We start from the raw sequence: 21,769 nt of genomic DNA, 5'->3' as shown, positions 1-21,769 counted from the left end.
TGGGTGGCATGCCAGGTTGGGCGTGCTGATCCTCTCGAATCCCCCGGAGCCACATATGCATAACATGCCCCTGTCCCCAGGTGAGGCGGAGCGCGCACCGCTCTCACGCGGGAGGTCGTTCGCCCTCCTGGCCTTGATCATCCTTCTGGTCGAGGTCATCCCGCTCGCCTACAACTTCGTCACCCCCGCGCTGCCGGAGATCGCGAAACACTTCGGCACCGCGAACGTCGGCTGGGTGATCACGATCGTCACGCTCGTCCTCGCAGCTTCGACTCCGCTCGTCGGCAAACTCGGCGACATCTATGGCAAGAAGCGGATGATGCTCGTGTCCGCCGCGGTGTTCGGCGCCGGTTCGCTACTCGGTGCGCTGGCCCCCAACTTCGAACTCTTCCTCGTGGGCCGCGGACTCCAGGGTGCGGGCATGGCGATCCTCGTGCTCGCCTACGGGCTGATCCGAGACATTCTGCCCCCGTCCATCATTCCCGTGGCCGTGGGATTCGTCGCCACCGGAATGGGGGCCAGCACCATCCTCGGCCCGATCATCGGCGGCTACCTCATCGACCACTTCGGCTACACCGGCGTGTTCTGGGCGCAACTCCTCCACGTGGCGGTCGTCGGAATCGCGGTCGCGGTCTTCGTTCCCGAGACCACACTGCGGACGCGATCGAGGCTCGACGTGCTCGGCGCGGCCATCCTCGGCCTCGGTGCATTCGTGCTGCTGTTCGGCATCGGCAAGGCCACCGCATGGGGTTACACGGCCCCGCAGACGCTTCTGTGCGTGGGCGGCGGTCTCGCCATTCTCGCCGGCTGGCTGCTGTACGAACGCACGCCGAAGGAACCGCTCATCGACCTCCAGATGCTCAAGCACGGGCCTGTTGCGAAAACCCTGGCCGCCAGCGGTTTCGTCCAGTTCGTCCTGGTCAGCCATTCGATGCTCATCCCGATGTTCGTGATGACCGATCCCGACCTCGGCCTCGGCTACGGATTCGGAGTCACCGCGCTCGCCGTCGCGATCTACACCGTCCCCACGGGCGTCGTGTCGATGATCGCGGGCCCGGTCGGCGGATACTTCACCCGTCGCATCGGCCCGGCTCCGGTTCTGGTGTTCGGCGGCGCCTCCCTCGCGCTCGGGTCGTTCCTGCTCGCCACCCTGCACGACTCGACCGTCCAGATGATGTTCGGGCAGTTGGTGATCGGCCTCGGACTCGGTTCCGCGTCGGCGACGTTGCCGAACCTCATCATGCGCACCGTGCCCGCGGAGACGCAGGGGATCGCAGGCGGGATGCTCAACCTGTCCGGCTCGCTGGGCAGTGCGATCGGCAGTCAGGTGATGATCGCCATCGTCGCGATCCCCGGTGTCGTGCTGGTGGGACGCGCCGCGCAGTACTCGGAGAGGGGGTTCGTCTACGCCTTCTTCACACTCGCCGTCGCCGGACTGCTGGCATCGGTGATGGGACTTCTCCTCACCCGCAACAAGATCGAGCGTCCGGTCGACGTGGCGTCGCCGAAGACTGAGATGGTCGCCTGACCTCCCTGCCACGCAGACGACACGAGGCCCGCAGCATCTGCGGGCCTCGTGTCGGTGTGGCAGAGCCCGTGCTCAGACGCGCACACCCGCCGCCAGCAGGGTGCGCGCCTCCTCGCGACCGTCGAGCAGCCGATTGACGCGCCGGGTCACCTTCCACTCGCCGTCGATCTTGGCGAGCTCCCACCGGTTGGCGGTGATCCGGTGGACGCGGAACCCGTCGTCGTCGTGAATGATCAACTGCGACTTGCACGTGGCCACCGCGGTGTCACCGTCGACACGCACGTGCCCGGGCTCGAGCATGTGCGCGCAGCCACCGCCGATCCAGCCCTGATGCGCCTGCGACTGCACCATCGCCGTGATGGCCGCGTGCCCGCGCATCACCCCGGTGTCCACGTCGTACACGCCGTCCTCGGTCCACAGCCGCGCGACCGCGTCGGCCGAACCGCTGTCGATGGCGGGACCGTAGGCGGTCATCAGCTCGAGGATGGCGAGCTTGTCTTCGAGTGCGGTGACGCGTTCAGCGAGCGCGCGGACGAGTTCTTCGGTGCCGGTCATGGACGGATCCTGTCTTCGGTTACGGTGCGGAAGGAGAGGCCGAGTTCGTCGCCCAGAAGCCGGAGGGCCTCCAGTTGTTCGCAGTAGTGGGCTGCGCTCGTGGACGCGAGGGTGGCGCTGACGACGGTCGTGCCGGCGTCGCGTCGTCGTTCGAGGGCGCGGGCGACGGAGTCGCGGGAGCCGATCGGGTCGAGTGGCGCGCCCGCGCTGAGGACCACCTCGAAACCCTCGGGGAGGTCGACCTTGGCGAGTAGCGCGCACGACTCGTCGAGGGACAGGCCGAACGGCACCCATCCGTCGCCGAGCGTTGCAGCGCGGCGCAAGGAACGCAGTGTCCGCCCCCCGATCCACAGCGGGACCCGCGGCTGGACGGCATGCGGTTCGACGACGACGCCGTCGAAGTCGTAGAACGTGCCGTGGTACTCGGGCCGGGGTTGCGACAGCGACGCACGGAGCGCGGCGAGGGCGTCGTCGGCGCGGGCGCCCCGGTCGTCGAAGTGGGCGCCGAGCAGGTCGAATTCCTCGCGCAGGCTGCCCACGCCCAGGCCGAGTACGAGCCGGCCGCCGCTGACGACGTCGAGCGTGCCGTAGCGCTTCGCGATCGCGAGGGGGTGGTGATAGCCGAGTACCAGAACCTGGGTGGCGAGGCGGATACCGGTGGTCTGGGCGGCGAGGAACCCGAGGGTGGCGAGCGGGTCCCAGTAGGTGCCGCCGCGCTCGACCGCGACGTCGGTGGGCACGGCGACGTGCTCGCTGCAGGTGAGGTGGTGGTAGCCGAGGCGGTCGGCCGTGCGGGCGATCGCGGTCAACTCCGCGATGCCGGCGCCGAGTTCCCAGTCCGCGCGGACGGCGGGGTGCGCGATGACGATGGGCGGCGCGATTCCTATGTGCATCAGTTCGTTACTCCGCTGTCGGGGGTCGGTCTGTCGTCACCGTTGTAGTGGAGGCGCCCGGTGGGCGCGCGGGCATTCCCGGTGACCGGACGCGGCGAATGTCCGATTTCTTCCCCGCGGCGGGCACGGCTGGTACATTTTAAGAATTCATTTCAATTTTTGTCGGGCGTATGCGTGTGACCAGGATATTTGGAGGCGTCGATGACTGTCGTCGATTCGGATGATGCACTGTCGGTACCCGCTGCGAAGAAGGATCTGCCACCGTCGATGGTCGAGCGGATGACGCTGATCCTCGACGCGTTCGACGGCCGGACGTCGCGCCTGACCCTCGAGGAGGTCGCGTGCCGCACCCGCCTGCCGCGGTCCACGGTGCACCGCATCCTCGACCAGCTGGTCCGCCTCGACTGGGTGGACCACGCGAGCTTCGGTTACTGCCTCGGACGGCGCGCGATGGGGCTCGGAGGGGGCGACAACGGTCACAGCCAGGTCCGGGCCGCGGCGGCCCCGCTGCTGCACGAACTGCACATGCAGACCGGCATGGTGGTGCACCTGGCCGTGCTGGACGGCGCGGAGAGCGTGTACCTGGACAAGGTGGGCGGACGGATGGCCGCGAGCCTGCCGTCGCGGGTGGGTGGGCGCGTGCCCGCCTACACGACCGCGGGCGGCAAGGCGATGCTGGCGTGGGTCGACCCGGAGCAGGTCGACAGCATGTACGAGCCGCGGCTCAACCGGAGCACGGACCGCACGATCACCGAACTGTCCACGCTGCACCAGGAACTCAACCGGATCCGGCAGCGCCGCGGACTCGCGTTCGAGCGTGGGGAGGCGGTGCGCGGAATCGGGTGTGTCGGTGTCGCGGTCCGCAGCGCCGACGGGCCGGTGGCCGGCATCTCGCTGTGCGGCGACGCGCGCACCGTCCAACTCGAACGCGTCGCCCCGCTCGTCGTCGACGCCGCCAGGGAAGTCACCCGGACGCTCCACCCCGAACTGGGAACACCCCGCCGCGGCCGCCGGACCCCGGAGATCCCGGACAGCTCGTGGTCGACCGAGACCCTGGACCAGCTCCTCGCGGTGCAGTCCGGGCAATGGCTGTAGCGCCCGTGCGCGCGTGACGAGTCTCCGGACTCGTTACGCGCGCACGGGCCGCGGAGCGGCGTCGAGGCCGAAACCGCCCCGGAAGAACACCATCGGACGTTCCTCGCACACCGATTCGAGTTCCAGGACCCGTCCGATCACCACGTCGTGGTCGCCGGCGGTGTGCACCGACTGCACGCCCGCGTGCACGCGCACGAGGACCCCCGGCAGCGACGGCGTCGACCACCGCGACGGCTCCCAGGACAGGCCGTCGAACTTGGAACCCCGGCGCGAGCCGAACCGGAAGCAGAGGTCCGTCTGGTCCTCGCGCAGCACGTTGATCGTGAAACGCCCCGACCGCCGGATGCGCGGCCATGCCCGCCCGCGGTGATCGGCACAGAACAGGATCAACGGCGGCTCCAGGGACACCGACGCGAACGACTGACACGTGAAACCCACCGGACCTTCCGTGTCGAGGCCGGTCACCACCGTGACCCCGCTGGCGAATTGGCTGAGGGCACGGCGCATCTCGTCCGGTGACGGTGCGTCCGAGCGTGTCCCGGGCTGGGTGCCGGCCGGTTCGGTTGCCATCAGACCGCCTCCGATTGCTCTTCCGTCGCCGACCCGTTCGACGATCGTCCCCGAGGCTAGGGACGGCGCCGAACGGTCACGAGATGCCGTCTCGGTCAGTGGAAATCCCCGGCCGATGGCTGCGCGAGCAGGGCGATGTCTCGCTGACCGGGATCGCTTCTGTCCGAGCCGGGAGCGCGCTGGCAACGTGACCGACCATGACGACTGACTCGAGTTACGAGGGCACCCTGAAGGAGCTGAAGACCGACCTCGGCGTGCTTCGCTACCACGAGGCCGGCGACGGCCCGCCCCTCCTGCTGCTGCACGGCTCCGGCCCCGGTGTGACGGGGTGGCGCAACTTCCGCGGCAACCTCGGCGTCTTCGCCGAGCACTTCCGCACCTTCGTCCTGGAATTCCCGGGATTCGGGGTCAGCGACGACTTCGGCGGCCATCCGATGCTCACCGCAGGCGACGCCGTGCTCCGCTTCCTCGACGGGCTCGGACTCGACGAGGTCGCGATGCTCGGAAACTCGATGGGCGGCATCGTCGCCACCCAGTTCGCCATCGCGCACCCCGACCGGGTCGCCAAGCTGATCACCATCGGCGGCATCGGCAGGAACCTCTTCAGCCCCGGCCCCGGTGAGGGCATCAACCTCCTGATGGAGTTCACGGACGACCCCACCCGGGAGCGACTGATCGCGTGGCTGCACTCGATGGTGTTCGACCCCGCGATGGTCACCGAGGAACTGATCGAGGAACGCTGGACGCAGGCCACCGATCCCGAGACCCTCGCCAGCGCCCGCAAGATGTACAGCAGGGCGGCGTTCGAGGCCGGCGCCCGGGCCGCACTCGAGTCCGATGCGGCCCCGTACTGGGCTCAGCTGCACAAGGTGAAGGCGCCGACACTGCTCACCTGGGGTCGCGACGACCGGGTCAGCCCGCTGGACATGGCGATCATCCCGATGCGGTCGATTCCGCGGGCGGAACTGCACGTGTTCCCGAACTGCGGGCACTGGGCGATGATCGAGCAGAAGACGGCGTTCGAGAGCGCCGTCCTCGCCTTCCTGCTCCGCAAGGACGGCAGCGGGCGATGAGCGGCACCGAAGAGAACTTCGACACCACAGTCGATTTCCTCGTCGTCGGCAGCGGTGGCGGCGGCATGGCCGCGGCGATCACCGCGGCCGACCGGGGACTCGACACCCTCGTCATCGACAAGGGCGCCACGTTCGGCGGATCCACCGCCATCTCCGGCGGCGGCATCTGGATTCCCAACGCCCCCACACTGCGGGAGAAGGGTGTGATCGACTCGCGGGAGTCGATCCGCCGCTACCTCGACATCATCACCGAGGGCACGGTTCCCGCCGACCGTCTCGACGCGTTCGTCGACAAGGGCCCCGAGCTGATGGAACTGCTCGACCGCAGCCCGCACATGAAGCTCTACTGGGTGAAGGGCTACTCCGACTACCACCCGGAGTACGACGGCGGCCGTCCGCTCGGACGCACCATCGAATGCACGCCGTTCGACACCCGGGCGCTGAAGGAGGACGAGCAGTACCAGCGTCCGAACAGCATGAAGGGCCCGCTGGGACTGTGGGTCACGTCCAAGGACTACCACGACCTCGCCATGGTCAAGCGCACGTGGACTGGCCGCAAGGCATCACTGGTCGCGGCGTGGCGGGTGGCGTCCAACGTGATCCGCCGACGGCACATGGCCACCGGCGGACGCGCACTCGTGGCGCGGATGCGGATGGTCCTCAAGGACGCCGGGGTGCCGCTGTGGCTGAAGACGTCGATGACGGAACTGATCGTCGACGGCACCGGAGCGGTCGTCGGTGTTCTCGCCGAGCGTGACGGACGGACGGTCCGGATCGGTGCCCGTCGCGGCGTGCTGCTCGCGACCGGCGGGTTCGACCACAACCAGGACATGCGCGCGAAGTACCTGCCCAGGCACGGCGTCCCGGACGTCAGTGCCGGTGCCCGGGAGAACACCGGCGACGGCATCGTCGCCGGCCAGAAGCTCGGCGCCGCAGTCGACCTCATGGACGACGCGTGGTGGATGCCGTCGGTGTTCCACCCGATGGGCGCCGTGATCCCGCTCGTGTCGGAGCGGTGCATTCCGCCGTCGGTGATCGTCAACGGCCGCGGTGAACGCTTCACGAACGAGTCGTCGCCGTACGTGAACTTCGTCCACGACCAGCTCGACGGCGGCCACGTCCCGGCGTGGTTCGTGATGGACGGCAAGGCGAAGTCGCGGTACCCGTTCGCGCAGGTGCTGCCGGGTGTGCCGTTCCCGCAGGGGTTCTACGACTCCGGAGTCGTGCACAAGGCGGACACCGTGCGTGACCTCGCCGACGCGATCGGCGTCAAGGCCGACACCCTGGTCGCGACCATCGACCGGTTCAACGGCTTCGCCCGCACCGGCAAGGACGAGGACTTCGGCCGCGGCGACAGCGCGTACGACCGGTACTACGGCGACCCGACGATGAAGAACCCGTGCCTCGACGAGATCGTCCAGGGACCGTTCTACGCGATCCGGTGCGAGGCCGGCGACCTGGGCACCAAGGGCGGCCTCGTCACCGACGCCGACGCGCGGGTGCTCCGCGAGGACGGCTCCGTCATCGATGGCCTGTACGCCACCGGCAACACGTCGGCGTCGGTGATGGGCAACGAATACGCCGGTGCGGGCGCGACCATCGGTCCCGCCATGGTGTTCGGCTACATCGCCGCGCTGCACGTCGCCCACGTGAGTGGCAAGGCGTCCCCGGGCACACGACAGCACTCACGTGCGGGAGAGGTGGCGTGATGCTGAGCGATGCCCAGCGACTGTCCGCCGCCCACCTCCTGCGGAACGCCGAACGGGACCGCGCGCCGATCGACCCGTTGACCACCGTGTTCCCGGGGATCGACGTCGTCGACGCCTACGAGATCGCGCTGATCAACATCCGGGCGCGGCTGGGCGCGGGGGAGACGGTGTACGGCCACAAGGTCGGGCTGTCGTCCGAGGTCATGCAGAAGATGATGGGTGTCGACGAACCCGACTACGGGCATCTGCTGTCGAGCATGGTGTACGCCGAGGGGACGCCGATCGACACCGCCCGGTTCTGCTACCCGCGCATCGAGGTGGAGATCGGATACGTCCTCGGTGAGACCCTGCCGGGGGAGGGGTGCACCGAGGCGGACGTGCTGGCGGCCACCGAATACATCGTTCCCAGCATCGAACTGATCGACTCCCGCATCACCGACTGGAAGATCGGGCTCGCCGACACGATCGCCGACAACGCGTCCTCGGCCGGGGTGATCCTCGGCGCCGGACGGGTGGAACCGGCGAACGTCGACATCGGCGGGATCTCCGCCGTGCTGTTTCAGGGCGAGGAGGAGATCGCGCGGGGCGAGGCGTCGGCGGTGCTCGGCAATCCCACGAAGGCCGTCGCCTGGCTGGCCCGGAAGGTCGCGAGCTTCGGAGTGCGACTCGAGGCCGGGCACGTGATCCTGCCCGGGTCGTGCACCCGCGCGATCGACGCCCGGCCCGGCGACGTGTTCCGCGCCGATTTCAGTGACATCGGTTCCGTATCAGTAGAATTCAAGTAAAGGCGACAACTGTGACCAAGGCTCTCGCCGCGATCGTCGGATCCGGCAACATCGGCACCGACCTCCTGTACAAGCTCCTCCGCTCGGAGATCATCGAGCCCCGCTGGATGATCGGCGTCGACCCGGACAGCGAGGGACTGAAACGCGCCGCGGACCGGGGTGCGATCGCCAGCGCCGAGGGCGTCGACTGGTTGCTCGCCCAGGACGAGCGCCCCGACATCGTCTTCGAAGCCACGTCCGCCTACGTGCACCGGGTGAACGCACCCCGTTACCGGGAACTCGGCATCCAGGCCGTCGACCTCACCCCCGCCGCGCTCGGACCCGCCGTGGTGCCCGCCGTGAACATGGGCGAGCACCGGACCGCGCCGAACGTCAACCTCATCACGTGCGGCGGCCAGGCGACCATCCCGATGGTCCACGCCGTCTCCCGGATCACCGAGGTGGCGTACGCCGAGATCGTCGCCAGCGTCGCGTCGCCGTCCGCAGGCCCGGGCACCCGCGCGAACATCGACGAATTCACGATCACCACGAGTCGGGGCATCGAGACGATCGGCGGGGCGAAGAAGGGCAAGGCGATCATCATCCTGAACCCCGCCGAACCGCCGATGTTCATGAAGGACACCGTGTTCTGCTCCATTCCCGCCGACGCCGACCGGGACGCGATCACCGCGTCCATCCACGACGTCGCGGCATCCGTGCAGGCGTACGTCCCCGGCTACCGTCTGCGCGCCGAACCGCAGTTCGACGACCCGACGCCGATCAGCGGTGGCCTCGCCCGGGTCGGCATCTTCCTCGAGGTCGAGGGAGCGGGCGACTTCCTGCCGCCCTATTCCGGCAACCTCGACATCATGACCGCCGCCGCCACCAAGGTCGGCGAGAGCTTCGCGACGCAGATCCTCGGCGCAAGCGTCTGAGCGCGTCCGCCCCAATCACTCTTCGAAGGAATACCGATGCCTTACAGTGCTGATCTCGACATCCGGGTGACGGACTCGTCCCTGCGCGACGGCTCCCACGCCAAGCGACACCAGTTCACCGTCGAACACGTCCGCTCGATCGTTGGGGCGCTCGACACCGCCGGGGTCCCGGTCATCGAGGTCACCCACGGCGACGGACTCGGCGGTTCCTCGTTCAACTACGGCTTCAGCCACACCCCGGAGCAGGAGCTGATCAAGGCCGCTGTGGAGACGGCGGAACAGGCCAGGATCGCGTTCCTCATGCTCCCCGGACTGGGTGTCCAGTCCGACATCCGTGAGGCCGCGGACAACGGCGCGAGCATCTGCCGCATCGCCACGCACTGCACCGAGGCCGACATCTCCGTGCAGCATTTCGGTCTCGCTCGCGAACTCGGGCTGGAGACGGTCGGCTTCCTGATGATGTCGCACAGCCAGCCGCCGGAGGTACTGGCCGCACAGGCCCGGATCATGGCCGACGCCGGCTGCCAGTGCGTGTACGTGGTGGACTCGGCCGGGGCACTGATCCTGAACGCCGTCAGCGACCGCGTGTCCGCCCTGGTGGCCGAACTCGGCGACGACGCGCAGGTCGGCTTCCACGGGCACGAGAATCTCGGGCTCGGTGTCGCCAACTCGGTGCTCGCCGTCGAGGCCGGCGCCCTGCAGATCGACGGCTCGACCCGGCGTTTCGGTGCGGGCGCGGGCAACACCCCGGTCGAGGCATTCGCCGCCGTGACCGAGAAGCTCGGAATCCGCACCGGCATCGACACTCTGAAGATCATCGACGCCGCAGAGGACGTCGTCCGGCCGATCATGGACGGCGACTGCCTGCTCGACCGGCTGTCGCTGACCATGGGCTACGCGGGTGTCTACTCCAGCTTCCTCAAGCATGCCGATTCGCACGCCCGCCGGTACGGGGTGTCCGGTGCGGAGATCCTCATCGAGGCCGGTCGACGCAAGCTCGTCGGCGGTCAGGAGGACCAGCTGATCGAGATCGCCCTCGGTCTCGCAGACCGGAAGTCCGCGAGTTCCGCAGTCGCCGAGAAGAAGTCCGCCTAGGCGTTTCGCCGGGCACCGACACCAGAAAGCCGAGATCATCATGGGCCAGGTTCTTGACCGGATCGAACAGTACGCGGACGAGATCCGCGCGGAAGGCGCCGAGGGCGACAAGCTGATGCGCCTGTCCGACACCTCCGCGAAACGGTTGCGCGACTCCGGCGTGATGCGGATGCTGCAGCCCAAGGAGTACGGCGGCTACGAATCGCATCCGCGTGAGTTCGCGGAGACCGCGATGGGCATCGGCGCCATCGACGGGGCCGCGGGCTGGGTGAGCGGCATCGTCGGCGTCCACCCGTGGGAACTGGCGTTCTTCGACCGCAAAGCGCAGGACGAGGTGTGGGGCGAGGATTCCGACATGTGGATGGCCTCGCCGTATGCCCCGATGGGTGTGGCCGTGCCCACCGACGGCGGCTACGTTCTCAACGGACGGTGGTCGTTCTCCTCGGGCACCGACCACTGCGGGTGGATCATGATCGGCGCCGCGGTCGGTGACCGGGACGGCAACCGGGTGATGCCACCGAAGATCCTGCACGTGCTGCTCCCGCGCTCGGACTACGACATCGACCAGGACAGCTGGAACGTCGTCGGGTTGCGCGGCACCGGGTCCAAGGACCTGATCGTGAAGGACGCGTTCATCCCGCAGCACCGGACGCTGGCCGCCGACAAGGTGTTCGACGGCTCCGCGCCGAAGGAGTTCGGCCGCACCCAGACGCTCTACAACTTCCCGTTCTCGTGCATCTTCCCGCTCGGCATCACGTCGTCGTTGATCGGCATCGCCGAGGGCGCGCTGGCCTGCCACCTGAATGCGCAGCGTGAACGTGTCACCGTGTCCGGCACCGCGATCAAGGACGACCCGTACGTGCTGTTCGCGATCGGCGAGGCGGCGGCGGAGATCGCGGCGTCGCGCGCGGCGATCCTCGAGACGGTCGACCGGTTCTGGGACCTGACCGAGAAGGGCCAGGACGTCTCGTTCGAACTCCGCTCCATCGGCCGCCGCACGCAGACGGCCGCCGCGTGGCGGGCGGTGCGCGCCGTGGACGAGATCTTCGCCCGCTCCGGTGGCGGTGCGCTCCAACTGAAGACACCCCTGCAGCGCTTCTGGCGGGACGCCCACGCGGGCCTCTCGCATGCCATCCACGTGCCGGGATCGATCTTCCATTCCTCGGCCCTGACCCAGCTCGGCGGAGAACCTCAGGGTATCCACCGCTCGATGATCTAGGCGCTCCGCGCCCGTGCGTGGTTAGCGAGTCCAGAGACTCGTCAACCACGCACGGGCGGCGGAGCCGCCTTCAGGAAAGGACTTTCACATGACCGACATTCGAGGACTCGGCTACCTCAGGATCCAGACGAAGGACGTGCCCCGCTGGCGTGAGCTGGTGGTGGACGGGCTGGGCATGGCCGAGGGTTCCGGCCCCGAGCCCGACGGCCTGTACCTGCGCGTCGACGAGCGGCGGTCGCGGCTGATCGTCCTCCCCGGTGACACGGACACGGCACTCGCGGTGGGGTGGGAGGTGCGCGACCAGTTCGCTCTCCAGCGGGTGCGTGAGCAGGTGGAGAAGTCGGGTGTCACGGTCGACGTCCTGTCCGAGGAGGAGTCGCGCTACCGCGACGCCGAGCAGGTGATCGCGTTCGACGATCCGTCCGGCACACGGGTGGAGGTGTTCTTCGGGCCCGTGCTCGACCACAGTCCGGTCGTCACCCCACACGGCGGGCGATTCGTCACCGGCGCACAGGGTCTGGGGCATGTGGTCCTCCCGACGCCGGCATTCGAAGAGGCCTACACGTTCTACACCGAGGTGCTGGGTTTCCTGCCCCGCGGGGCGATCCGGCTCGGGCCGGCCGACGCCCCGGGACCGGCCCGCCGGGTGCGGTTCATGGGCGTCAATGAGCGCCATCACAGCCTCGCGTTGTGCCCTGCGCCGCACAGCGGCGAACCCGGGATGGTGCATCTGATGACGGAGGTCGACACGCTCGACGCCGTCGGCCAGGCGCTCGACCGGCTCGGCAAGCTCGGCTTCTCCATCTCGTCGACCCTCGGCCGCCACACCAACGACCGCATGGTGTCGTTCTACGTGCGTGCCCCCGGCGGCTGGGACCTCGAGTTCGGCACCGAGGGGATGCTCGTCGACGAGACGCACTACACCGCCGAGGAGATCACGGCGGACAGCTACTGGGGTCACGACTGGTCGGGTTCCGAGCCGCTGGCGGCGTTCTCGTGACGTTGTCGCGCGCCGGGATCGGAGCGGTGGCCGCGCTCGTCATTCTCGGTGGAACCGCCTGTTCCACGGCGACATCCGAGACGGCGACCGACCCGGCGGAGCTCCGGCCGGGCCAGCTTCTCTCGTCCCGCGCCGTCGCGGACGGTCCCGCACTGCCGAGCGCCGGACGGAACGAGATCATCACCTACGCGTCGCAGGACGGCAACGGCGAACCCGTCGTGGTGTCGGGGACCGTGTCGATTCCCCGCACGCCGGCACCCGAGGGTGGGTATCCCGTGATCAGCTGGGCGCACGGCACGACCGGAGTCGCGGACGCCTGCGCCCCGTCCGCGGATTTCGTGGGCGGCCCTGCCCACGGCTATCTGTCCGGGGTGAACGCGTCCCTCGACGATTGGGTCGCCAAGGGATACGCGGTGGTGAGCACGGACTACCAGGGTCTGGGCACGCCGGGTATCCATCCGTACATCAACGGTGACACGGAGACGAACGCCGTCGTGGACATCGTCCGCGCCGCCCGCGCGATGGATCCGGCTGTCGGCCCGACGTGGTTCGTGATCGGCCACAGCCAGGGTGGGCAGGCGGCGTTGTTCACCGCGGCGCAGGGCGGGGAGCGCGCCCCGGAACTGCATCTCGGTGGTGCCGTGGCGATCGCCCCGGGCAACGGGCTCGACCAGACGCCGCAGTACTTCCGCTCGGGTGTTCCGGGTATCGAAGCGGCCGAAGCCTTCCTCCCGCTGATCCTCCTCGGAGCCCAGGCGGCCGACCCCGCGATCGACCCGTCGGCGTTGCTGACGGAGCAGGCGCAACCGCTGGTGACGGCGGCGCGGACGGGGTGCATCGACGACATCCGGAAGGTGCCGCCCGTACCCGCCGGTCAAGTGTTCCGTCCCGACGCCGACCTGAGACCGCTGACGGACTACCTGGCCCGCCAGGAGCCGTCGCGAGTCCACGTGCAGGTGCCGACGCTGGTCGCGCAGAGCTCCGGCGACCTGGTGGTGAGCAAACCGTCGACGGACCTGATGGTGAAGACGTTGCAGGACAACGGAAACGAACTCACGTATCGGACGTACGAGGGTGCGGACCATCGCGGAACGATCGGGGTGTCGCAGAAGGATGCGCAGGATTTCGTCGCCGGGATCCTTGCTCGCTGAGGATGCCGGGACCTCACCCTGACCACCGGCCGTCATCAGCGTGTTGACAACACACTGTTGATTGTGTGGGGTGGTCGGGTGACCACCGAGGGTTCGGCGCAGGCTGTCCGGCAGCGGCTGAACCGGGTTCGTGCCCGGGCCGGCGACCGTGATTCGGAGGCCTGAGCGGTGCCGCTCGTCCCGCTGCCGGACGCGTCCGAGCGTTGCGGTGGCAAGGCCCGCAACCTCGGCCTGCTGCTACGTGCCGGATTCCGGGTGCCCGCAGGATTCGTGATCCCCGATCCGCTCGGCGATCCCGGGTGGGAGCGGGAGATCGAGGCCGGACTGCGCCGTCTCGGTCCGGGTCCGGTCGCGGTGCGCTCGTCCGCTCTCGCGGAGGACGGCCTGGAGTCGTCGTTCGCCGGACAGCTGGCGAGCACGCTCGGGGTCACCACCGCCGCCGAGGTGATCGAGGCGGTGCATCGCAGCGCCTCCTCCGGCTCCTCGCCCGAGGCCGTCGCGTATGCGGATCGCACAGATCGGGACGCCCCCGCGACGGCCGGGGTGATCGTGCAGGTGATGGTGCAACCCGAGACGGCCGGAGTCATGTTCACCCGGCACCCGGTCACCGGGGCCGAGCAGGTGGTGATCGAGGCGGCGGGGGGCCTGGGCGACGCAGTCGTGGCCGGGACCGTCACTCCGGAGTCGTACCTGGTCGACGGTGTACACGTGCAGACAGCGAGGCACCGGGGCGGGCAACTGCTGTCCACTGCCCGGGCCTGCGCCCTCGCTGCTTTGGGACGTGACATCGAGAATCTGTTCGGGCAACCGCAGGACATCGAGTGGGCGATCGCCGGAGACGAAACCTGGGTCCTGCAGGCTCGCCCGATCACGACCGCTCCCACCACCGCACCGCCAGTGCGAGCAACGCCGGGCGAGGTGCTGCTGACAGGCATCGCAGCCAGCCCGGGCACCGCCGTCGGGCCTGCGCGGATCATCGGCAGCCTGGACGACTTCGCCCGCTTTCGTCCGGACGACGTGCTGGTCTGCCGTACGACCTCGCCGGCGTGGACCCCGCTCCTGGCTCGCGCGTGCGCGGTGGTCACCGAGACGGGCGGGATGCTGGCGCACGCCGCGATCGTGGCCCGCGAGTTCGGCATCCCGGCGGTCCTGGCGGCGCCGGGGGCCATGACCGCCCTGGCCGAGGGCCGGCTGGTCCGTGTCGACGGCACCCGGGGGCACGTCGGCACCGCCACCGGGATCGGTGGGCGGAACTGATGTCGCACCGCACACCGACGGACATCCTGGTGCTGCACGCCGTGCGGATCCTGGGCTACGCGGAGACCGACCGCATCGCCGCCCGGTTCGCCCTGCCTGCAGGACTGGCCGACGAGCACCTGCTCGACGCCGAGGCGCGTGGGTGGGTCACCCACATCGCCTTCGCCGGGGACAGCGGATGGTCCCTGACCGAAGCCGGGAAGGTCCACGGCGAGCGACTGCTCGCCGCCGAGCTCGACCGATGCGGAACCCGCACCGTGGTGGTGCGGGTCCACCGGGACTTCCTGCCGCACAACGTCGCCGTGGCGGACAGTTGCACCGCCTGGCAGTTGGCCGAGATCGGCCTCGGCGAGGCGACCGTGACCATCGACGAGACGATCTCCCGGCTGGGGACCGCGGCGGACGCCCTCGCCGAACTCGAGGCGCGCCTGGTCGCCGGCCAGGACCGGTTCGCCGGGTATCACCAGCGGTTCGCCGGCGCCGTCGAGCGGGCGGGCACCGAGCCGTCCTGGATCACTGCAACCGACCGCGACTCCTGCCACCGCGTCTGGTTCGAGTTCCACGAGGACCTCATCGCTTCCCTCGGCCTGACCCGATGACACGGCTAGTCTCGAACTATGGGCCTACGACTGCGCGACAGCATCGGACGTCAGCTGCGCGAGCTTCGCTACGAGCCGACGGCGAAGCGGATTCGTGCGGTGCTGAACGGGACCACGGTGGTCGACAGTGACCGTGCGATCCTCGTCTGGGAGCCGCGGCGCGTCGTTCCCGCGTACGCGGTGCCGGCGGAGGACATCGACGCGGAGTTGTCGCCGGAGCCAACGGGTTCGGTGCCGGCGGGGGAGACCGGCGACGTCGGCTTCGCCCTGCCGGACGTGACGACGATGCCGGTGCTCGATCCGCGGGTGCCGTTCTCGGTGCACAGCACGGAAGGGGAGCCCGTTGCGATCCGCACCGCCGGCGCCGGGTACGCCCGGGGGTTCCGGCCCGGAGACCAGGACCTGACCGGGTACGTGGTGCTCGATTTCGACGGCTTCGACCGCTGGCTCGAGGAGGACGACGAGATCGTCGGACATCCGCACGACCCGTTCCAGCGCATCGACGTTCGCCGCACGTCCCGGCACATCCGGGTGATGCTGGGCGACACCCTCCTCGCCGACACCCGGCGGGCGAAAATGCTGTTCGAAACACTGCTGCCGGTCCGCTACTACCTGCCGGCCGGCGACGTCGTCGCGGAACTGCAACCGAGTGCGACGACGTCGTACTGCGCCTACAAGGGCGAGGCCGCCTACCGGTCCGCGGTCACCGCCGGCGGAGTGCTTCACGACATCGCGTGGCGATACGACGAGCCCCTCGTCGACGCGTCGGAAGTTCGGGGGCTCGTGGCCTTCTTCGACGAGCGGCTCGATCTGGTCGTCGACGGTGTGGCCCGCCCTCGGCCGGTGACTCCCTGGTCCTAGGTCTCCTCGCCGGCACCGGTGTCGGTGCGCCCGAGGACGACCTCGAGCGCACGGGCCTCGTGCGCGTGCCCGAGCAATTCGTATCCGACGACCGTGACGACCGGTGCCAGCATCACCACGATCAGACACCACGCCATCGACACGCCTTGCGCCGCCAGCACCAGTGCGAGCGCGATCGTGGCCGCGGTCAGGACGAGGAGCAGAATGTGGAACGGGTCGGGCACCCGCAGCAGATACGTGTACAGCGCGTAGACGCCCAGAAGGAAGATCGCGACGGGCGCGGCGACGGAGAGCACCGTCGCCGTCCCGCCGATATGGGAGGCGTGTTCGATGTAATACGCCGCCACGTGTAGTCCGGCCCCCACCGCGGCCAGCGACGCGAAGAGCGCGATGTGGCTGTAACCCCAGACGAACGACCGGCTGCGGTACACCTCGAGCACCTCGGCCGACGGCAGGGTGTAGTACACCCACCACAGTCCGAACGTGAGTCCGATGCCCGCCACCGCGACGAGTACCGCGTCCAGTGTCCAGCCCTGGTGTTCGACCACGGCGGACAGTGATGCCACGGTGCCGATCACACCCTCGCCGAGTGTGATGATGACGAGCAGGCCGTGACGCTCGACGATGTGGTGTGCGTGCCAGGGCGTTCCGCCCTTGTACCGTTCGGCGATGACGGGGCTGGTCAGCTCGACGAGTATGAGTATCGCGCCGAGGCCGAACGCGTATTCGACGGTGAGGGGAGCGATCACCAAGGCGACCCAGCCGATCTGCGCGATGACGAGCGTCGTGGCGTACGTCAGTGACGCGGAACGGTGCTCGGGGTCGTGTTTGGCGGCGCGCAGCCATTGAAACACCATGGCGACCCGCATGACGATGTAGCCGGACACCATCACGGAATTGTCGAGTTCGACTCCACGGTCGATGGACGCGAACATCGGAGGCATACCGAGCGCCAGGATGACGACGCCGATCATCTGGATCATGGTGGTGACCCGGTAGATCCAGTCGTCGGTGTCGTAGGCCGACGCGAACCAGGAGAAGTTGATCCACGCCCAGATGATGGAGAACATCGCGAACGCGAATCCCGCCAGCCCGGCGGCGACGTGTCCTTCGGCGACGAGGTGCGCGAACTGATCGCCCGCGACACCGAACGCGACGACGAACGTCAGGTCGAACAGCAGCTCCAACGGCGTTGCCGCACGGTGCTCCTCGTGTGGATCACGCCCGACCATCCTCTGGACACGGTGGGCGAGGTTCCTGCTGTTCGGTGCCGGTTGTCCGGGCGCGTTCACGGCGGTCCGCTACGGAGTTCCCTGGTCTGCCTGCACCACGAGGTCCGCGACCGCGCCGGGCTGGGACACCAGGACGGCGTGCGACGCCGGGATTTCCGTGATCCGGGCTCCCGCGCGCGTGGCCATGAACCGCTCCGCCGCCGCCGGAATCACACGATCGTTCTGAGCGACCAGGGCCCAGCTCGGTGTCGACGCCCACGACGGATCGGCGGTCGGTTCGAGGTTCGCGACGAGCGCCGCCGACTTCTGGTGCGCGATCATGCCTGCGACCGTGGCGTCCGGGACGTCCTGTGCGAACACGTCGTGGAAGCGGCCGGGATCGATGTAGCCGTCGAGGTTTCTCCCGGCGATTCCGGTGGGATCGTTCTCGACCACCTTCACCTGCAGCACCGGCGGGAGCAGTTGGCTGCCGGGGAACCGGATCGGGTCGAGGTTCAGCATGACCGGCTCGCCCTGCGCCGGGGCGAATGCCGCCACGTAGACGAGGGCCTCGACGTTCGGCGAATGCACATTGGTGATGACCGCGCCCCCGTACGAGTGACCGACGAGGACCACCGGTCCCGGGATGTCCGCGAGCACCTTCTCGATGGCGGCGGAGTCGTACGCCGGTCCGCGCAACGGGTTGTCCGGGACCACGACTTCATATCCTCGGCCGCGCAGTTCCGCGGCCACCGCATCCCAGCTGGTCGTGTCGGCGAACGCACCGTGGACCAGCACCACCGTCGGCAGATCCTGGGCGAGGGCCGGTCCGGCGCCCACGGTGAGCGTTCCGGCGGCCGCGATCGCGCATGCGGCAACGGCTGTTCGAAGTCGAAGAAGTCGCATCACTCGTCTCCCGAGTCAGGAAAGAACACAGTGGTCAGGGGTGAAGGGGCCTGCGCGCCAGGTGTAGTCGTGCGACGAGAGGCACCGTAGGAGGAGAGACGCCGTCGTACGAGAGCAACGCCGTGGCCTGGCCCTTCGTCGCTGAGGTTACTCGCCTGCAGCGCGGTCGGCATCATTTCGGCTAGCGTGATCGGAGGGGGACGTTCCACTCGTGTATGCACGCTCCGCCGTCGTCAGGAGGAACCCCGTGGATCTCGCGTTGCGCGGCACCGTCGCCGTGGTCACCGGAGCCAGCAAGGGTATCGGGCTCGCCATCACCCGGGCGCTCGCCGCGGAAGGCGCGTTCGTGGTGGCGGGGGCGCGTTCGCCCAGCCCCGAACTGGAAGAACTCGTCCGCAGCGGAACGGTGGAGGCGGTGAGCGTCGACCTGTCGACCCCCACCGGCCCGGGCGAACTCGTCGCCGCCGCCACTGCCCGGGGCAGTCTCGGCGTCGTCGTCAACAACGTCGGCGCTGCCCACCCGAGACTGACCGGTTTCCTCGACGTGACCGACGAAGACTGGATCACGACGATGAATCTCAACCTGATGTCGGCGGTGCGAACGATCCGCGCCGCCCTGCCCACGATGATCGCGGCGGGCCGAGGTTCCATCGTGACGACCAGTTCGGTCAACAGTTTCCTGCCCGACCCCACCGTCATCGACTACTGTGCGTCCAAGGCCGCGCTCACCAACTTCTCGAAGGCTCTGTCGAAAGAGGTGGGACCGTTGGGTATTCGGGTGAACACCGTCAGTCCCGGCCCGGTGTCGACCGCTCTGTGGCTCGGCGACGACGGGGTCGCCGCCACGGTGGCGCGCGCCGCGGGCGGCGACCCGGACGCAGTGGCGGAGCGTGCCGCGAAGCAGGCGGTCACAGGCCGGTTCACCCGCCCGGACGAGGTGGCGGATCTCGTCGTGTTCCTCGCGAGCGACCGGGCGGGCAATGTGACGGGGTCCGACTTCGTGATCGACGGCGGACTCGTCACCACCCTCTGACGTCGGCGGTTACCGGCGGCCCAGCAACTTCCGCATTCCCTCGGCTGCCCCGCGCACGAGTGCGTCGCGGGGGAAACCACTGCGCTTCCGGGCCGCGTCGTAGTTGCCGCCCGCCACCCAGACCGGCCCGTCGGCGATGTGTGCGAGCCCCTCACGGGCAACGTCTTCGGGTTCGGCGACCTTCATTCCGGGAAGGTCGAAGTTCAGGCCCGCCCGGACCATCGCCGGCGTGCGGGTGACGCCCAGGACCAGTTCGACCACGTGGACGCCGAACGGCGCGAGTTCGAGCCAGAGGCTTTCCGCGAAGATCCGGCCGAACGCCTTGGACGCGGCGTAGATGCTCTGGTCCTCCGAACCCAGGTACCCGGCCAGCGAACCGACCAGCACGATGCCGCCTCGGCCACGGTTCTTCATCCTCGTGCCGAAATGCTGCGAAAGGTGCAGCTGAGAGGTGATGTTCAGGTCGATGACACGCTGGAAGCCGGCGAGGTCTCCGCTGACGAACTCGTGTCCGTAACTGTTGGCTCCGGCGTTGAAGATCAGCAACCCGACCTCGACGTCGTCGGTGGCCGTGCGGATCCGGTCGAGGGCGTCCGGATCGAGGAGATCGAGCGCGAGGGTGCGCACCAGGACGCCGTGGGCGCGGACCGTGGCCGCGGTCTCCTCGAGCGGCCCGGGCTTACGGGCGATCAGCACGAGGTTGATCCCGGCGCGGCCCAGTTCCTCGGCGAAACTCGCGCCCACACCCTCGGAGCCGCCTGCGATCACGGCCCACGGACCGTAGTGTTCGGTGTCGATCATGTTGTGTCCTTACGGAAATCGTTCAGTGGGCGACGACGGGTGTCGGGACGGGGTCGGGATCGCGCACCGGGACGACGCCCGCCTCCGCGGCCCGGGTGATCGACGCCGTCAGCGCCGAACATCCTTTCCGGGGAGCGCCGGGGCGCCCCGGCCCCGCGCTGCCGATCTCGCGGCACCGGGCGCGGGCCGCGTCGTCCCACTGAACGGAAGTGTGTTCCCAGCTGTTCTTCTGGACCAGGACGCGCGCGCCGCACTCAGTGCACTGCAGCGGTTGCATCGGCTTCGCGCGCCTTTCGTGCGAGGTTCTCTTCCACTTCGCGCTTCCACGACTCGACCGGCCGGGTGGTGTCGAGTTCGAACTCGAATCGCTCGGTCATCTGCGGGGTCACCGCATCGACGTCGACGTAGAACTGCTCGTACCACCGGCGCAGCTGGTAGACCGGGCCGTCCTCCTCACACAGGAGCGGATTCTCGATGCGGGTCTTGTTCTTCCAGATCTCGATGTCCTGCTCGAAACCCTTCGCGATGAACGTGCCGAAATTCTTCGCCATCTCGGTGGCCGCGTCGCCGTCGAGATCCTTCGACTTCTTGACGATGATGCCGTACTGCAGCACGAATCTGTCGGCGCTGACGGGGTAGTGGCAGTTGATCAGCACGGAGTCGACCTCGTGCGTCTCGTATTGGTACGTCAGGTCGTCGACCATGAACGACGGGCCGAAATATGTGGCATCCGAGCGGCTTCCGGCCATCTTGGGTTGACCCGGCGCGTGCGGGCGCATGTCGTCGCGGGCCTGCCCGCGCATGAACTGGCTGGCGACGTGGCCCTCGAAGACGTTCTTGAAGTAGGTGGGGAACGAGTAGTGCACATAGAAGAAGTGCGCCATGTCGACGATGTTGTCGACCACCTCGCGGCAGTTGGTGTCGACCGTGGTCCGGTACCAGACCCAGTCCGTCCATTCGTCGTCGAGAGCGCCGTCGATGCGGGGAATCGTGACGTCCGCGGGCGGCGGATTGCCCTCCGGATCGTTCCACACGAACAACATCCCGTCCTGGTCGAGCGCGTGCCACGACCGGGTCCGGGCGAGCGGCGGAACCCGGCGCGCGTATGGAATCTTCTTGCACCGGCCGTTGGCACCCCACCGCCAGTCGTGGAATGGGCACGCCACCTCGTCGCCTTTGACCGTGCCCTGGCTGAGGTCGCCGCCCATGTGCCGGCAGTAGCCGTCGAGCACGGCGAGATCGCCCGCACTGTCGGCGAAGACGACGAGCTTGGTCCCGAACGCTTCGACGGAATGCGGCCTGCCGTCCCGGAATGCCTCGGACATTCCGATGCAGTGCCATCCTCGGGCGAATCGGGTGGGCGCTGCGCCCGTGTCGATTTCGCGTACCTCGACTGTCTCGGACTGTTGGGTGGTCACGATGCGTCCCGTCCTCTCCTGGGCTTGTGCGGTGCCCTGCACGCTAAGTGAGCGTGGACGGCCCGCATCGTGTGGTCCCACTGGACGGGACCGGGC

General features: G+C 68.7%; 22 protein-coding genes. 14 read left to right on the top strand and 8 right to left on the bottom strand.

The window, feature by feature from the left end; translation table 11 throughout:
• Nucleotides 1-64: 64 nt before the first annotated feature.
• Nucleotides 65-1,528 (top strand): MFS transporter, encoded by a 1,464-nt coding sequence (locus OYT95_RS07700; RefSeq protein ID WP_268791108.1) that lies wholly within the window; start codon nucleotides 65-67, stop codon nucleotides 1,526-1,528.
• Between the two features lie 72 nt (nucleotides 1,529-1,600).
• Here OYT95_RS07700 and OYT95_RS07695 read toward each other — a convergent pair whose 3' ends face one another.
• Nucleotides 1,601-2,083: a nuclear transport factor 2 family protein gene (locus tag OYT95_RS07695; protein WP_037244103.1), complete on the bottom strand. Its 483-nt coding sequence runs from the start codon at nucleotides 2,081-2,083 to the stop codon at nucleotides 1,601-1,603.
• Entirely contained in the window at nucleotides 2,080-2,976 is an 897-nt protein-coding gene (locus tag OYT95_RS07690) for a TIGR03619 family F420-dependent LLM class oxidoreductase (protein WP_268791107.1), read from the bottom strand. Before OYT95_RS07690 ends, OYT95_RS07695 begins: the two co-directional genes overlap by 4 nt.
• A gap of 201 nt (nucleotides 2,977-3,177) precedes the next feature.
• Between OYT95_RS07690 and OYT95_RS07685 the strand changes: the two genes are divergently transcribed.
• A complete protein-coding gene (locus OYT95_RS07685; protein ID WP_268791106.1) occupies nucleotides 3,178-4,071 on the top strand; it encodes an IclR family transcriptional regulator in 894 nt (297 codons plus the stop codon).
• A gap of 33 nt (nucleotides 4,072-4,104) precedes the next feature.
• On the opposite strand, the gene OYT95_RS07680 is transcribed toward OYT95_RS07685, so the two are convergent.
• Nucleotides 4,105-4,641, bottom strand: coding sequence for a flavin reductase family protein (locus OYT95_RS07680; RefSeq protein ID WP_112299047.1), 537 nt, complete (start codon nucleotides 4,639-4,641; stop codon nucleotides 4,105-4,107).
• Nucleotides 4,642-4,838: 197 nt separating this feature from the next.
• Here OYT95_RS07680 and OYT95_RS07675 point away from each other — a divergent pair, with 197 nt between their 5' ends.
• The 11 genes from OYT95_RS07675 (at nucleotide 4,839) to OYT95_RS07625 (ending at nucleotide 16,304) form a co-directional block, all read left to right on the top strand.
• Complete coding sequence (locus tag OYT95_RS07675; RefSeq protein WP_037244113.1) at nucleotides 4,839-5,714, top strand: alpha/beta fold hydrolase; 876 nt, start codon at nucleotides 4,839-4,841, stop codon at nucleotides 5,712-5,714.
• Nucleotides 5,711-7,423, top strand: a complete 1,713-nt coding sequence (locus tag OYT95_RS07670; RefSeq protein ID WP_112299048.1) for an FAD-binding protein — start codon at nucleotides 5,711-5,713, stop codon at nucleotides 7,421-7,423. Before OYT95_RS07675 ends, OYT95_RS07670 begins: the two co-directional genes overlap by 4 nt.
• Entirely contained in the window at nucleotides 7,423-8,208 is a 786-nt protein-coding gene (locus OYT95_RS07665; RefSeq protein WP_268791105.1) for a 2-keto-4-pentenoate hydratase, read from the top strand. Before OYT95_RS07670 ends, OYT95_RS07665 begins: the two co-directional genes overlap by 1 nt.
• Nucleotides 8,209-8,219: 11 nt before the next feature.
• On the top strand, nucleotides 8,220-9,122 hold the full coding sequence (locus tag OYT95_RS07660) for an acetaldehyde dehydrogenase (acetylating) (protein ID WP_268791104.1): 903 nt from the start codon (nucleotides 8,220-8,222) through the stop codon (nucleotides 9,120-9,122).
• A 36-nt stretch (nucleotides 9,123-9,158) separates the two neighbouring features.
• Nucleotides 9,159-10,217: a 4-hydroxy-2-oxovalerate aldolase gene (gene dmpG, locus OYT95_RS07655; RefSeq protein WP_268791103.1), complete on the top strand. Its 1,059-nt coding sequence runs from the start codon at nucleotides 9,159-9,161 to the stop codon at nucleotides 10,215-10,217.
• A gap of 40 nt (nucleotides 10,218-10,257) precedes the next feature.
• Nucleotides 10,258-11,436, top strand: a complete 1,179-nt coding sequence (locus tag OYT95_RS07650; protein ID WP_268791102.1) for an acyl-CoA dehydrogenase family protein — start codon at nucleotides 10,258-10,260, stop codon at nucleotides 11,434-11,436.
• An 88-nt stretch (nucleotides 11,437-11,524) separates the two neighbouring features.
• Nucleotides 11,525-12,436, top strand: a complete 912-nt coding sequence (gene bphC / locus OYT95_RS07645; RefSeq protein WP_112299053.1) for a biphenyl-2,3-diol 1,2-dioxygenase — start codon at nucleotides 11,525-11,527, stop codon at nucleotides 12,434-12,436.
• The gene (locus tag OYT95_RS07640) at nucleotides 12,433-13,587 is read left to right on the top strand and encodes an alpha/beta hydrolase family protein (protein ID WP_268791101.1); all 1,155 of its coding nucleotides are present in this window, start codon (nucleotides 12,433-12,435) and stop codon (nucleotides 13,585-13,587) included. Before bphC ends, OYT95_RS07640 begins: the two co-directional genes overlap by 4 nt.
• A gap of 168 nt (nucleotides 13,588-13,755) precedes the next feature.
• Complete coding sequence (locus tag OYT95_RS07635; protein WP_268791100.1) at nucleotides 13,756-14,844, top strand: PEP/pyruvate-binding domain-containing protein; 1,089 nt, start codon at nucleotides 13,756-13,758, stop codon at nucleotides 14,842-14,844.
• The gene (locus OYT95_RS07630) at nucleotides 14,844-15,443 is read left to right on the top strand and encodes a hypothetical protein (protein WP_268791099.1); all 600 of its coding nucleotides are present in this window, start codon (nucleotides 14,844-14,846) and stop codon (nucleotides 15,441-15,443) included. The genes OYT95_RS07635 and OYT95_RS07630 overlap by 1 nt, the downstream gene beginning before the upstream one ends.
• 18 nt (nucleotides 15,444-15,461) lie before the next feature.
• Nucleotides 15,462-16,304 carry a DUF427 domain-containing protein gene (locus tag OYT95_RS07625; protein WP_268791098.1) on the top strand — a complete coding sequence of 281 codons (843 nt, stop codon included), beginning with the start codon at nucleotides 15,462-15,464 and terminating at the stop codon, nucleotides 16,302-16,304.
• On the opposite strand, the gene OYT95_RS07620 is transcribed toward OYT95_RS07625, so the two are convergent.
• Both OYT95_RS07620 and OYT95_RS07615 read right to left on the bottom strand, forming a co-directional pair.
• The gene (locus OYT95_RS07620) at nucleotides 16,301-17,536 is read right to left on the bottom strand and encodes a low temperature requirement protein A (RefSeq protein WP_268791097.1); all 1,236 of its coding nucleotides are present in this window, start codon (nucleotides 17,534-17,536) and stop codon (nucleotides 16,301-16,303) included. The genes OYT95_RS07625 and OYT95_RS07620 overlap by 4 nt on opposite strands.
• Nucleotides 17,537-17,605: 69 nt before the next feature.
• Complete coding sequence (locus tag OYT95_RS07615; protein WP_037231416.1) at nucleotides 17,606-18,421, bottom strand: alpha/beta fold hydrolase; 816 nt, start codon at nucleotides 18,419-18,421, stop codon at nucleotides 17,606-17,608.
• A gap of 247 nt (nucleotides 18,422-18,668) precedes the next feature.
• Between OYT95_RS07615 and OYT95_RS07610 the strand changes: the two genes are divergently transcribed.
• Nucleotides 18,669-19,454, top strand: coding sequence for an SDR family NAD(P)-dependent oxidoreductase (locus OYT95_RS07610; protein WP_128639287.1), 786 nt, complete (start codon nucleotides 18,669-18,671; stop codon nucleotides 19,452-19,454).
• Nucleotides 19,455-19,463: 9 nt separating this feature from the next.
• On the opposite strand, the gene OYT95_RS07605 is transcribed toward OYT95_RS07610, so the two are convergent.
• The 3 genes from OYT95_RS07605 to OYT95_RS07595 are packed head-to-tail and all read right to left on the bottom strand — an operon-like array spanning nucleotide 19,464 to nucleotide 21,673.
• Complete coding sequence (locus OYT95_RS07605; RefSeq protein ID WP_268791096.1) at nucleotides 19,464-20,255, bottom strand: SDR family NAD(P)-dependent oxidoreductase; 792 nt, start codon at nucleotides 20,253-20,255, stop codon at nucleotides 19,464-19,466.
• A 22-nt stretch (nucleotides 20,256-20,277) separates the two neighbouring features.
• Entirely contained in the window at nucleotides 20,278-20,532 is a 255-nt protein-coding gene (locus tag OYT95_RS07600; RefSeq protein ID WP_268791095.1) for a hypothetical protein, read from the bottom strand.
• Complete coding sequence (locus OYT95_RS07595; RefSeq protein WP_268791094.1) at nucleotides 20,510-21,673, bottom strand: Rieske 2Fe-2S domain-containing protein; 1,164 nt, start codon at nucleotides 21,671-21,673, stop codon at nucleotides 20,510-20,512. The genes OYT95_RS07600 and OYT95_RS07595 overlap by 23 nt, the downstream gene beginning before the upstream one ends.
• Nucleotides 21,674-21,769: the final 96 nt, after the last annotated feature.

This window comes from Rhodococcus sp. JS3073, assembly GCF_026810085.1.
Taxonomy (GTDB): domain Bacteria; phylum Actinomycetota; class Actinomycetes; order Mycobacteriales; family Mycobacteriaceae; genus Rhodococcus_F; species Rhodococcus_F wratislaviensis.
This window is presented reverse-complemented; position numbering and strand designations above follow the sequence as displayed.

Excerpts from the sequence above, each read along its gene's own strand:
- OYT95_RS07700 (WP_268791108.1), top strand. The coding sequence starts at position 65 with ATGCCCCTGTCCCCAGGTGAGGCGGAGCGCGCACCGCTCTCACGCGGG.
- OYT95_RS07695 (WP_037244103.1), bottom strand. The coding sequence starts at position 2,083 with ATGACCGGCACCGAAGAACTCGTCCGCGCGCTCGCTGAACGCGTCACC.
- OYT95_RS07690 (WP_268791107.1), bottom strand. The coding sequence starts at position 2,976 with ATGCACATAGGAATCGCGCCGCCCATCGTCATCGCGCACCCCGCCGTC.
- OYT95_RS07685 (WP_268791106.1), top strand. The coding sequence starts at position 3,178 with ATGACTGTCGTCGATTCGGATGATGCACTGTCGGTACCCGCTGCGAAG.
- OYT95_RS07680 (WP_112299047.1), bottom strand. The coding sequence starts at position 4,641 with ATGGCAACCGAACCGGCCGGCACCCAGCCCGGGACACGCTCGGACGCA.
- OYT95_RS07675 (WP_037244113.1), top strand. The coding sequence starts at position 4,839 with ATGACGACTGACTCGAGTTACGAGGGCACCCTGAAGGAGCTGAAGACC.
- OYT95_RS07670 (WP_112299048.1), top strand. The coding sequence starts at position 5,711 with ATGAGCGGCACCGAAGAGAACTTCGACACCACAGTCGATTTCCTCGTC.
- OYT95_RS07665 (WP_268791105.1), top strand. The coding sequence starts at position 7,423 with ATGCTGAGCGATGCCCAGCGACTGTCCGCCGCCCACCTCCTGCGGAAC.
- dmpG (WP_268791103.1), top strand. The coding sequence starts at position 9,159 with ATGCCTTACAGTGCTGATCTCGACATCCGGGTGACGGACTCGTCCCTG.
- OYT95_RS07650 (WP_268791102.1), top strand. The coding sequence starts at position 10,258 with ATGGGCCAGGTTCTTGACCGGATCGAACAGTACGCGGACGAGATCCGC.
- bphC (WP_112299053.1), top strand. The coding sequence starts at position 11,525 with ATGACCGACATTCGAGGACTCGGCTACCTCAGGATCCAGACGAAGGAC.
- OYT95_RS07630 (WP_268791099.1), top strand. The coding sequence starts at position 14,844 with ATGTCGCACCGCACACCGACGGACATCCTGGTGCTGCACGCCGTGCGG.
- OYT95_RS07625 (WP_268791098.1), top strand. The coding sequence starts at position 15,462 with ATGGGCCTACGACTGCGCGACAGCATCGGACGTCAGCTGCGCGAGCTT.
- OYT95_RS07620 (WP_268791097.1), bottom strand. The coding sequence starts at position 17,536 with ATGGTCGGGCGTGATCCACACGAGGAGCACCGTGCGGCAACGCCGTTG.
- OYT95_RS07615 (WP_037231416.1), bottom strand. The coding sequence starts at position 18,421 with ATGCGACTTCTTCGACTTCGAACAGCCGTTGCCGCATGCGCGATCGCG.
- OYT95_RS07605 (WP_268791096.1), bottom strand. The coding sequence starts at position 20,255 with ATGATCGACACCGAACACTACGGTCCGTGGGCCGTGATCGCAGGCGGC.
- OYT95_RS07600 (WP_268791095.1), bottom strand. The coding sequence starts at position 20,532 with ATGCAACCGCTGCAGTGCACTGAGTGCGGCGCGCGCGTCCTGGTCCAG.